At 60.5% G+C, this 11,346-nt stretch carries 8 protein-coding genes and 1 pseudogene; 1 reads left to right on the top strand and 8 read right to left on the bottom strand.

Annotated features, from left to right (window positions below; genetic code table 11):
* A pseudogene (locus tag ACILSQ_RS31045) lies at nucleotides 1-641 on the bottom strand (type II/IV secretion system protein); the annotation flags it as partial.
* A 1,470-nt stretch (nucleotides 642-2,111) separates the two neighbouring features.
* Here ACILSQ_RS31045 and ACILSQ_RS31040 point away from each other — a divergent pair.
* Complete coding sequence (locus ACILSQ_RS31040; RefSeq protein ID WP_395747596.1) at nucleotides 2,112-3,614, top strand: hypothetical protein; 1,503 nt, start codon at nucleotides 2,112-2,114, stop codon at nucleotides 3,612-3,614.
* A gap of 509 nt (nucleotides 3,615-4,123) precedes the next feature.
* Here the strand turns inward: ACILSQ_RS31040 and ACILSQ_RS31035 are convergent.
* The 7 genes from ACILSQ_RS31035 to ACILSQ_RS31005 all read right to left on the bottom strand — a co-directional run bounded on the left by ACILSQ_RS31035 (nucleotide 4,124) and on the right by ACILSQ_RS31005 (nucleotide 11,117).
* Nucleotides 4,124-4,609: a peroxiredoxin gene (locus ACILSQ_RS31035; RefSeq protein WP_395747595.1), complete on the bottom strand. Its 486-nt coding sequence runs from the start codon at nucleotides 4,607-4,609 to the stop codon at nucleotides 4,124-4,126.
* Nucleotides 4,610-5,072: 463 nt separating this feature from the next.
* Entirely contained in the window at nucleotides 5,073-5,642 is a 570-nt protein-coding gene (locus tag ACILSQ_RS31030) for a DUF4112 domain-containing protein (RefSeq protein WP_395747594.1), read from the bottom strand.
* Between the two features lie 687 nt (nucleotides 5,643-6,329).
* Complete coding sequence (gene rho / locus ACILSQ_RS31025; RefSeq protein WP_395747593.1) at nucleotides 6,330-8,228, bottom strand: transcription termination factor Rho; 1,899 nt, start codon at nucleotides 8,226-8,228, stop codon at nucleotides 6,330-6,332.
* A gap of 547 nt (nucleotides 8,229-8,775) precedes the next feature.
* Nucleotides 8,776-9,525: a YebC/PmpR family DNA-binding transcriptional regulator gene (locus ACILSQ_RS31020; RefSeq protein ID WP_395747597.1), complete on the bottom strand. Its 750-nt coding sequence runs from the start codon at nucleotides 9,523-9,525 to the stop codon at nucleotides 8,776-8,778.
* Between the two features lie 619 nt (nucleotides 9,526-10,144).
* Entirely contained in the window at nucleotides 10,145-10,510 is a 366-nt protein-coding gene (locus ACILSQ_RS31015; protein WP_395747592.1) for a hypothetical protein, read from the bottom strand.
* Nucleotides 10,480-10,881: a hypothetical protein gene (locus tag ACILSQ_RS31010; protein WP_395747591.1), complete on the bottom strand. Its 402-nt coding sequence runs from the start codon at nucleotides 10,879-10,881 to the stop codon at nucleotides 10,480-10,482. Before ACILSQ_RS31010 ends, ACILSQ_RS31015 begins: the two co-directional genes overlap by 31 nt.
* A gap of 8 nt (nucleotides 10,882-10,889) precedes the next feature.
* A complete protein-coding gene (locus ACILSQ_RS31005) occupies nucleotides 10,890-11,117 on the bottom strand; it encodes a hypothetical protein (RefSeq protein WP_395747590.1) in 228 nt (75 codons plus the stop codon).
* Nucleotides 11,118-11,346: the final 229 nt, after the last annotated feature.

Genomic DNA, 11,346 nt, shown 5'->3' with positions numbered 1-11,346 from the left:
TGTGAGAGGGCTTCGCGGATGATCTGGTTGACGAATTTGACGACGGAGGCGTCCTGGTCTTCGTCGCTGTCGATGACGCTGGCTTCGTCGCGGAGGTGGGAGTCGTCGGTGCTGCCGCCGCCGGCGGCGATGAGGGCGTCAAAGGTGTCGGCACCGACGCCGTAGAGCTGCTGGACGGCGTTGAGGAGTTCGGTGCGGGGGGTGAGGCACCACTCGACGGGGAGTTCAGATTGCCGGGCGACGGCCTGGCGTGCGAGGAGGTCGCAGGGGTCGTGGCAGGCGAGTTTGAGGGTGCGCTTCGGGGGAGATGATGTCTCTACCACGGGCTGGTGGGACGTGGTGGTGGTGACACGGCCATGGCCGAAGCCGAGGGGGAGGAGCTGGTGGCGGACAGCGAAGCGTGCGGGGATGAGGCGCTTGAGTTCGGCGGCGGCGGCGGGTTCCGGGCGCGGGGTTTCGAGCCAGTGCCAGCCGAGGGAGTCGGCGAGGTGACGTGAGAGGAGGCGTTCGTCGGCGGCGCCGCTTTCAATGAGGGCGAGGACGGGGGAGATGCCGCCGGCGGCGGCGGTGGTGAGGGCGGCCTGCAGATCGGCGTCTGCCACTCCGGCGGCATGGGCGCTGGAATGGAGGAAGGTGGGCATGGGCAAATTTATGATTTACGATTTATGATTTACGATTTGCCGGAGGGGGAACGGAGGGGATGACAGTGGTTGACGGTGATTTCCGGGAAGCGTGGGGTGGGTGACGGTTTTGTGACAGTGGCGGACGTTTTGGGGAGGGAAGACGTGGTGGGGGCGGTGGGGGAGTGGTTGATTGTGAAGATTTTGTTACTTTGGTTCTTTGCCGAGGATGAGGTGAACCTGGGATGTGGGGGGAGGCGGGGTGTGTTTTTTAGCAAAGGAATGGTGGAGCAAGGGAATGGACGGAGGTTGGAGGAGCCGATGGGGAGAGTGGGAGGCTGGGGTGTTTTGATGTGGATGGGAAGTTCGATTTTGGCCGCAGAGGGGCGGAGAGGCTGAGGGAGCAGAGGTGAAGTTGAGTGGACTGGGTTTGGACCACGGATTTCACGGGTGGGGCGCAGGGCGGCGTTGGCGGTGATGGCCTACGGAACACGCGGAAGACGCGGAAACCGGAATGACCGCAATCCGTTCTTCGCCCTCTGGGCTGCGAAGGACGGGAGGGGAGGGCGGTGATGAATCCAAGTCTTCAGCCCTCGTCAGATCCGTCCTCGGTGTTGCTCTGTGAACTCTGTGGTCAAAAAGAAGGGAAGGGGATTTTTAACCACAGAGTCCCAACCGAGGTGCACAGAGATGGCTTGCCTGAGGCGAGGTCTTCGCTCAAGCATGGGAGGTGAGGGCCTACGGAATACGCGGAAGACGCGGAAACCGGAATGACCGCAATCCGTTCTTTGCCCTCTGGGCTGCGAAGGACGGGAGGGGCGCAGAAGGCGCAAGAAGGGGAGGGACGTGGGCGTGGGGCGATGTGGTTGTTGAGGGGTGTTTGGATGGAGGCGGTTCCGGAGGTTTTTAACCGCTGATGGGACGCTTATGAGACGCTGATGAAAGGCATTTGAATGGGGATGCTCAGGGACGATCAAGAAACTGAAAACAAGGTGGGTGAGGGGAGTGTTGGCGAGGTGGTTTGGACGCTGGGACGAAGCGGTTTGAGCATGTGGCTTCGCTGCTGATTCCGGCGGAGGTTGCCTTGACGGAGACTTGTTGGGGAAACTGGTTCCCGGAGGTTTTAACCGCTGATGGGACGCTTATGAGACGCTGATGAAAGGCACTTCAGAGTTTCCTAATGAGTGGGATGTGAGTGGCCGAAATGCGGTTGTTATCCGAGGAAAGGGGCGGATGGTGAATTAGGTCAGATTCAGTGCTTGCGCTTTGTAAAAGCGGCCCAAGTCTATAGCGGTCTATGAGCACGATTTGGGCATTCGACTTGGACAGGGGGAGCACTGGCGAAATAATTGACGCTGGAACGAAGCGGTTTGAGCATGTGGCCTCGCTGCGGGTTCCCGCGAAGTTTGCCTCGACGAAGGACGCGCCGAGTTGCTGCCAGAGGAATGCGGCGGCGCACATCATTTGAGGTTAACTACACACTTTTCCTTCATGAAAGTACCGAGCCCGAGACGAATGGTTCAACTTGGTTTTCGAAAACTGCTACGCCACGCCGCTACAGTGTTAACGGCTTATCTAGTTCTGCTGGGTGCGGTTTGCTGGCTTGGAAGCCGAACAGTTTGGACGCAATATGATTTATTGCAGATCCCCTCTCTCCTAATGGGTTTGGGTTCGTCATTGGGGGGCGCTTTGCTGGGACTTAGCATTCTTCGGATCGCAAACTGGACCAAATTAGGGCAGTTCAAATGGACGGAGTGGAGGGTGCGTATTTTCCGTCATGGGCTGCCTGCCACTGCATTCCTTTTTCTGGCCATGATGGCGATTGCTGCTGCGATCTATATCGGCCCGCCACCTGATCGAATTGCGCAGCTCTTTGCTGAGCTTGAAACTGCGAGCCGTGAAAGGGTCGAGGTGATCCAGGCGGATTTAATGCAACTGCGGCAGCAGCCACGGTTCGCAAACAATGAGATGGTCAATTTTCTCGAAATGGTGATCGAGTTTTTACAGAGCAGTGCGAAGAAACGGACAAAAGAGGAATACATCAAGGAAGGTAATCATTATGTGCTTTATGTAGGCCGAGCTCAACCGCCCATGAGAATTTGGGCCCTGCTCATGGCCGGAAGCAGTTTCGAACAAGCGGGCCAGAAACAAGATGCTGTTTCATACTATGAACAAATCATGAAGATGCCCGGGGTTTCTCGATTCCATCTCAAATGGGCGGGCATGGCGCTAGGCAATCATTATTATGAAGACTTGCATGATGTTCCGAAGGCCATTGCCTGCTGGCAGCAAGTGCTTGCTGTTCAGCCTACATCAGGGATATTGCAAAACATAGCTCTTGCATACGCGGACATCCAAGACTGGAAAATGGCTGAGGACTTCTTCGTCAAGGCGGAGGCGCACCTGATTGAAACCGAAAGGAGGCTAGATGCCGCGAAAAGGCCAGGCCGGTGGGCCATCCTGTATTCGAACTGGGCGAATTACATTGGACGACGAATCAGGGGTGACCAACCATCGCCCGGAATGGAGTCTGCTGAATACAAAAGAGGAGTAGAGCTGGCGCAGAAAGCACAAAGCAAGGAAGAATGCTATATGGATGCTTATTGGGAAGAGTGCCGGCTGTCCATCGTTGTCGGTGACTGGCTCTCCGCTCGGAATGCGCTCAGAAAGGCCAGGGCCCACTTAAAAAACACCAAGGGCCGTGATGAAGAGTTCAATTATGATGAGATTGGTCCGGAAATGAATCTATGGCTCGAGTGTGTTATCGCCTATTCCGATCCTGCCGTAAAGAAATGCAGCTCCGAAATGTTCGCTCGAATGCGGGAATCGTTCGATGGATTCGAGGCGGATCCATACTCCACAATCTTGGCCTTCCTCAAGCTGGCGAAAGCGAAAGGTTCGAGCATTAACGACGATGAAAAGCTTGTGGCAGAAATGGTCGAAAAACATTTTTTCGCAACCCCCACTGCTTTTCCCAGCCCCTTGTCCAACTGAAAAGGAGTTCGCGCCCCTGACTCATTTGGTGAAAAAGCCTTGAGTCGTCTGAAAGCTGTCAGGTGTGGCTGAACCGGAAATCCAGAACGGGCTGAAGCCCGAACTACGAACGCAGGCCGTCTGCGCCGGTATGACAGAAGGGCGATGGGGTGGCTCGAAGGCGCTGGGGGGTATTCGCGCGCAAGGACCGAGCACCCATTCTTCGCGCTTTGCGCTACGAAGCACCTGAACTCAAGACGACTCGATTGTGGAACAGAGAGTAACGGCGGAGGCTGTTCGAGAAAGGGAGCGCTGTTTTTTTGGCAAAGGAATGAAGGAGCAAGGGAATGGCCGGAGATTTGCACCGCAGAGGCTGGAACGCCGCAGAGATTTCTTCCGGGTCCCATTCTGAAAAATTGGCTTCGCCTGCTTCCGCTGCGCTCCAGAGCTGCGGCGTTTCCACCTCTGCGGTGTAGTTATTCAGAAGGGCAGACTGAGTTCGAGTAGGAGGACGAGGACGAAAAATAGAGCTAGGAAGCGAGGGCGGAGAGGACCTTTTCGAGATGCTCAGCAGGCTTCACCTTCTCCAAGATGGTCGTGATCCTCCCATCCTCGCCGATGATGAAGGTGGTGCGCTCGACGCCCATGTAGGTGCGGCCGTAGAGCTGCTTCTGGACCCAGACGCCGTAGGCGGTGGCGATGGTGTGGGCTTCATCGTCGGCGATGAGGGGGAAGGGGAGCTGGTATTTTTGGATGAATTTGGCGTGCTTTTTGATGGGGTCGGGGCTGATGCCGAAAAGGTGGGCTTTGGATGAGATTTGGGTCCAGGCGTCGCGGAGGGCGCAGGCTTGGGTGGTGCAGCCGGGGGTGTCGTCTTTGGGATAGAAGTAGAGGACGACTTTGTGGCCTTGGCCGCGGAGGTGGCTGAGGGTGAGGGTGTCTCCGGGTTTGTAGCTGCCGCCGATGACGGGGGCGGTGAAGTCGGGGGCGAGGGTGTGGAGGGTGGGGTGGGGCATGGGGGATGCTGGATGCTGGATGCTGGATGATGGATGATGGGGTGTGGTGGGCGCGAGGGGAGTTTGGGGAGGGGCATGAAAAAAGCCACGGCTGCATTTGGGGTGCAGGGTGGCGTGGAGGTGTGGGGCTGGGCGGAGTGTGGGGTGTTTGTGGGGTTTTCCGGACCGCCTAAAGGCGGGACTACAATACTGGGAGAAGTGGAGTGCGGAGGGCGGGTGTTTGCGGAGTGGGTGGGGCGAGGACCCATTCTTCGCTGAAGCTTCCTCCTTCGCTCTGCGAGCTACGGAGGACACGACGAAGGGCAGGCTGAGTTCGAGTCTCCTTCGCTAAAGCTACGGAGCCCAAGGTAGGAGGACGAGGACGAGGCGAGGGCCTATTCTTCGCTGAAGCTATGAAGGCAAGCTGGGGACGAAAGGGGGGAGGAAGAGTAGGAGTAGGAGGAAGAGGAAGAGGAAGAGGGCGTTAGCGGAAGCCGAGGGCGTGGAGGAGGGTCTGGGCGGCGGTGTAGAAGAGCCAGGTGTAGAAGGCCCAGGCGATGAGGATGAGGCTGAGGACGAGGGCGATGAGGATGAAGATGCCGAGATAAAAATGAAAAGTGCTGCGGCGGACTTTGGCCTGATGTCCGGCCTGCCAGGCGAGGAGGAGTTTCAGGTTTCGGGAGTTGGATTTGAAGAAGATGGAGGCCACCGGGCCGGCGGCGGGGATGAGGCCGAGGAGGAAGTTGAGCCCCATGTTGATGGACATGCGGAGGAAGACGTGAATGGGGATGCCGGAGCGGAGGGCATCGAGCAGGATGATGACGCCGGCGCCGGAGGCGACGGTGTCGCCTATGGCGGGGATGAAGGCGAGGATGGGGTCGAGGCCGATGCGGACGCGGGTGCCGGGGAGGGGGATGAGCTCGTCGAGGTAACGGGTGAGGATGCGCGCGGCGGCGTTGTCGACGGGGTTTTTGCTGGCGGCGAGCTTGGCGGCGATGAGATTGATCTGCGGGGGGAGCACCTGGTCCACTTTGATGTCAGGGGGAGGGGGCATGGGGGACTGGATACGCTGGGGGGAGGGCGGGGGCAAGTGGGTGGTGGGGGGGCTGGATGCTGGATGCTGGATGCTGGATGGCGTGGTGCGTCAGTGGGCGGTGCGTCAGTGGGGGGACGGTGGGTGACGCAGTGGAGGGGTGAATGGCGAATTCTAGATGTGGGGAGGGGGGCGGCAGTCTGCCTGTGAGGCTGGGTGTACGGAAGGTTACGGGCGTGGGGGAGTCAGCGCAGTCGGGCGGTTTGGCGGAGGTGGCGGTGGAGACTGAAATGATTTGGACGCCACCAAACAGACCCAACCTGCGGGCGGGGAGCGGGGCTGTGAGTGGATGGCAGACCAGATTTCAATGGATCGTGGTATTATGAACCACGGATTTCACGAGCAGCACGGATGGATGCCATGGATTCCGGCTGAAGGCCGAGCCGAGCGCAGCGAGACAGACGACTGAAAGGGGCCCGAAGGGTGAGCGGAGTGAATCAACTACGAACGGGGATTCCGGAACCGGCTGCTGCGAAGCCGCGAAGCGAACCCGGTACTACGATGTGAAGAACCGGAACGGGCTGAAGCCCGAACTACGAACGGGGAGGCGGAACGGGCTGCTGCGAAGCCGCGAAGCCAACCTGGTACTACGATGCGAAGAACCGGAACGGGCTGAAGCCCGAACTACGAACAGAGAACTGGGAAGGGTTAGGACTTGCTGGGGAGGTCGACGAGCATCTGGGCGTTGCTGGGGTAGCGCTCGAGGAGGGAGATGACGCGCTGGATGGCTTCGACGGGCTTGTGGCCGGCGAGGCCGCGGCGGAGCATGTGGATCTTGTCGAGCTGGAAGGCCTGGAGGAGGAGCTCTTCGCGACGGGTGCCGGATTTGAAGATGTTCACGGCGGGATAGACGAACTGCTCGGCGATCTTGCGGTCGAGGACGAGCTCCATGTTGCCGGTGCCTTTGAACTCCTGGAAGATGAGGTCGTCCATGCGGGTGCCGGTTTCGACGAGGGCGGTGCCGAGGATGGTGAGGGAGCCGGCGGTGCGGGTGTTGCGCGCGGCGGCGAAGAGGCGGCGGGGAATTTCGAGGGCGCCGACGCCGACGCCGCCGCTCATGACGGCGCCGGATTTGGCGGTGTTGTTGAAGGCGCGGGCCATGCGGGTGATGGAGTCCATGAGCATGAAGACGTGCTCTCCGCATTCGACGAGGCGCTTGGCGCGCTCGATGGCGAAGGTGGAGATGCGGGTGTGGCTCTTGACGTCCTGGTCGTTGTTGCTGGCGTAGATTTCGGCCTGGGGGAGGATGCGCTTGAACTCGGTGACTTCCTCGGGGCGTTCATCGACGAGGAGGATCATGAGGTGGGTGCCGGGATGATTGGTGACGACGGCCTCGGCGATGTGCTGGAGGATGGTGGTCTTTCCGGCGCGGGGTGCGGCGACGATGAGGCCGCGCTGGCCGCGGCCGACGGGGGTCATCATGTCGATGACGCGGGTGGTGAGGCGGTCTTTGACGGTCTCGAGCTGGTAACGCTTGTTGGGATTGACGGCCTTGAGCTCTTCGAAGAGGGGGAGGTCGCGCATGACGAGGGGATTGCGGCCATTGACCTCGGTGACTTCGGTGATCTGGGGGCCGCGTGCGCCTTTGCACTGGACGCCGACGATCTGCATGCCTTCGCGGAGGCCGTATTTGCGGATGAACTCGGGGGCGATGAAGGCATCCTGCGGATGCTGGGTGAAGGAGAGCTCGCGGCGGCGGAGGAAGCCGTAGCCTTTGGGGGACATTTCGAGGATGCCGTTGGCGGGCTCCGGGGGGCCGAGGGGGACGGGGGGCTCGGGCTCGTAGTGGCGGCCGCCCTGGGACTGCTGGGAGGGATCGCGGTCGCGGTCGCCGCGATCATTGCGATCGCCACGGTCGCTGCGGTCGGAGCCGTTCTGGGAGTGGGGTGCGGGGCCGCCATCGCGTCCGGCGCGGCGCTGGGCATCGCGCTCGGCGCGGCGCTGCTTCCAGCGCTCGAACTTGGCTTTGCGGCGCTCTTTGGCGGTCATGGGGCGGGGCTGGCCGTTTTCGCCGATGACGGTGTAGCGGGAGAGGCCCTGGTTTTCGCCGCTGCCGGGGGTGGCGGGGGCGCCGGTGCCTGAGGGGCTGGTGGTGCCGTCTTCTGCGGCGTCGTCATCGCCTTCGATGTCGCTGTCGTTTTCGTTTACGCTGTCGCTGTCTGCGGCGCTCGCCGGGGCGGCCGGGGTTTCGCTGACGATGGAGGCTGGGGCGGGAGCTTCGGGCGCGGCGGCGGTGATCTCAGCGGGAGCGGGGGCTGCGGCTGCGCTGGCGGGGGTGAGATTGAGCTCGGGCGCTTCTTCTGCTGCGGGGGAGGCTTTCTTTTTGGCGGCGGTTTTGCGCGCGGGCTTGGCTTTGGCCGTGGCCTTGGCGACGACGGGGGCTGGGGCTTCCTCCACGATGATCTCCTCGACTGGGGCGGGAGCGGGGGCGGGCTTGGCTTTGACGGTTTTTTTGGCGGCGGGCTTTTTAACGGCTGCTGCTTTTTTGGCCGGGGCTTTGCGCTTGGTTTTGGGGGCTTCGAGCTCGGCGGTGGTTTCGTCAGGCATAAACAGGAAAGGGGGGGATGGGGAGCGTTTTAGATTCTTTCAGGGCGCTGGATCAGCGGCCGAAGGCATTGAGGGGCCGATTTGGGGAGTGCGGGAACGCTCGGGAATGGGTGCGGCGGGAGGGCGTGAGCAACGCTGCTGGGGAGCGGGGTGTGTGAAGGGGGCGCTGGGTTTGCTTCCCGGAGGGGTGGGCTGAACCCAGGGTCGCCTCGCTTAGGCTCGGCTGACCCTGGGCTATAATCCGCAGCCCCGTTGGGGCTGGCGTGAAGTGGGAGCGTGTGAGCGACGCTGCTGGGGAGCGGGGTGTGTGAAGGGGGCGGAGGGTTTGCTTCCCGGAGGGGTGCGCAATGACCCAGGGGAGCCCCTTCTTTGCTAAAGCTACGAAGGGCAGGCTCGCCAAGGCTCGGCACCCCTGGGCTATGATCCGCAGCCCCGTTGGGGCTGGGGCGAAGCGGGAGCTTGAGGTGATAACTACCTCGTGGCGTCCTGGGGATGTTTTGAGCGCTGGCATGGCTGCGGGGTGCTTTTGAGAAGCTCGCGTTTTTTTCTAATCGAGCTGATCGGCAATGGCGTCGTCGATTTCGAAATTGGCGTGGATGTTTTGCGCGTCGTCGTAGTCGTCGAGGATGTCGTACAGGCGGATGAGGGACTTCGCGGTGTCTGCGTCGCTGATGGTGACGGTGGTCTGGGGCTGGTAGATGAGCTTCTGGGAGCGGGAGGAGAGGCCTTTGTCACGCAGGGCGGTATTGACCTGGAAGAGCTGGTCGGTGGCGGTGAAGACGACCCAGTCGTCTGAGTCTTCCTGGATGTCCTCGGCGCCGGCGTCGAGGGCGGCCTCCATGACCTGGTCTTCGGAGCCGGCGGCTTTGTCGAGACGGATCTCGCCGCGGCGGGTGAACATGTAGGCGACGGAGCCGGAGTCTGCGAGGGTGCCGCTGTTTTTGGAGAGGAGGACGCGGATGTCGTTGAAGGAGCGGTTGCGGTTGTCGGTGACGATTTCGATCATCATGGCGACGCCGCCGGGGGCGTAGGCTTCGTAGAGGACTTCTTCGATCTGGGCGCCGCCGAGCTCGCCGGTGCCTTTTTTGATGGCGCGGTCGATGTTGTCATTGGGGACATTGGCGGCGCGAGCGGCGAGGATGGCGCTGCGGAGGCGTGCGTTCATGTCGGGGCTGCCGCCGCCGTGCTTGGCCGCCAGGGTGATTTCCTTGGAGAGCTTGCTGAAGGCATTGCCGCGCTTGGCATCCGTGATGGCTTTGCCACGCTTGATTTTGGACCATTTATTGTGGCCTGCCATGATGAGAACAATGTCAGTGGGAATGCAGCGGAGCGGTGCGGCCATGACAATGACGGCGGCCATCCGTGCGGTGGGGTTTTGGGGAAATGTAGGGGGAGGGGAAGCGGCATCGCCGCGGTGAGCGCCTGCAGGAATGACGGCCACGCAACGAGTGCGGGGTCGCGTTTCATCAGCACGGGGGCTGGAGAAACTTCGGCAGTCCTGCCGGTGACATCACCAAGTGTTCACCAAGTTGAGAGAACTTGGAACGGGTGAAGTGTGCGGGATGGAGGGCGAGGATGCAAGGGGTTTTTTTGGGGGAGGTTTGCAGTTGTTTGCGATGGCTGGCAATGGTTTGCAATTGTTTGAGTGGGGAGGGAGCTGGAGGCGGATTTATGATTTACGATTTATGATTTATGATTTGGGGGAGGTGGGGGCGTGGTTTTTTGTTCGCTGTTCGCTGTTCGCTGTTCGCTGTTCTCGGTTCTCGGTTCTCGGTTGGGGGGGGTAACCACGGATGCACGGAGGGACGCGGAGGATGATGCTGAGAAAGGGGGATGAGCGGATTCGTCGGGCCGTGTGGGGGCGGCTTGATGTGGGTGGCGTTTCGCTCAGGGGAGTGAGGATTTAGGGAAGGGAATCACCGCGCGGGGGTGATCTTTTCCCAGACGGCTTGTTGAAACCAGCGGGGCATGGGGTCGCATTTCAGTTCCAGATCGCTGCCATTGGTAATCTCGGCCACCCAGAGACGTTCGCCACCGGCTCTGGAATTGTCGAAAAGATAAGCCCGGTTGGTGTGTTTCACCGCCTCCAGCAACAGGCTGAGGGAGCGCGCATAGCGGCTGATGATCTTGTCTTCCGGCACGTCGTGCCCGCCGAGATTCACGCGTGCTTTTACGCGTGCCACGTTGATTGAAGGATCCTCCGTGGCGATGTAGTAGAGATAGGTGCGATAGCCGAGCTCCTGCGCCTTTTTCAGCAGAGCAACTTTGTCAGCGGAGGACATGACGGTCTCGAAGGAAAAGGAGACCCGCAGATCCAGCAGTTTTTGGCGAGGAAGTCCGCAGCGACGGAGGCGAAGTAGGCATTTACGCGCAAGGCACGGAAGTCGAGTCTGCTGTCATCAAAGCGCAGGGCCATGGCCGCTTCGTGCAGGCCCGCCTTACGCAGCAACGCCGATCTTTGAAAGAAAGGCAGTATTTCTTCTTTGGCCGTCTTCACGCCGTAGTGGCTCACATCGAGAAAGCCATGTTGTTCGATGGCCTGCTGGATTTCATCCGGGTTGAGATAAACTCCCAGGAGCCCCGGAGGCACCACGCTTTTGATAGTGCTTTTACCAGAGCCATTCGGCCCGGCAAACATGCGCAGGCGGGGCATGCTCATGATCACGGGATTTTGACGCGCGTGCCCACGGGAACGCTGAGCGGCCTGCCTGCGGGTTTCACCAGTTTCTGAGTTCCGTCTGGGAAGACCTGATAAATTCCGTCCTCACCGCTGACCAGCACCCTCTGCCCGGAGGCCAGCGCCTGCCAGTAGGCCACTCCGACGGCGGCTCCCGTGAGGCCGGGAATCTGCTGTTCGAGGTAATCGAGGTTTTGTTCCGGTTCGGTCATCGTTTCAGGCGAGCGAACATTAGAGCAGAGTGGGCGGCAAGGCAACTCCCGGGAAGTGATGGGCGAGGGAACTGGAGGGGGATTTATGATTTACGATTTATGATTTATGATTTGGGGGAGGTGGGGCGTGGTTTTTTTGTTCGCTGTTCGCTGTTCGCTGTTCTCGGTTCTCGGTTCTCGGTTCTCGGTTCTCGGTTGGGGGCGTGGTTGTTTTTTTGATGGGTGGGGG

The organism is Prosthecobacter sp. (assembly GCF_044227185.1).
Classification (GTDB): Bacteria; Verrucomicrobiota; Verrucomicrobiia; order Verrucomicrobiales; family Verrucomicrobiaceae; genus Prosthecobacter.
Note: the sequence above shows the minus strand (reverse complement) of the source record. Positions and strands in the feature narration are given on the sequence as shown.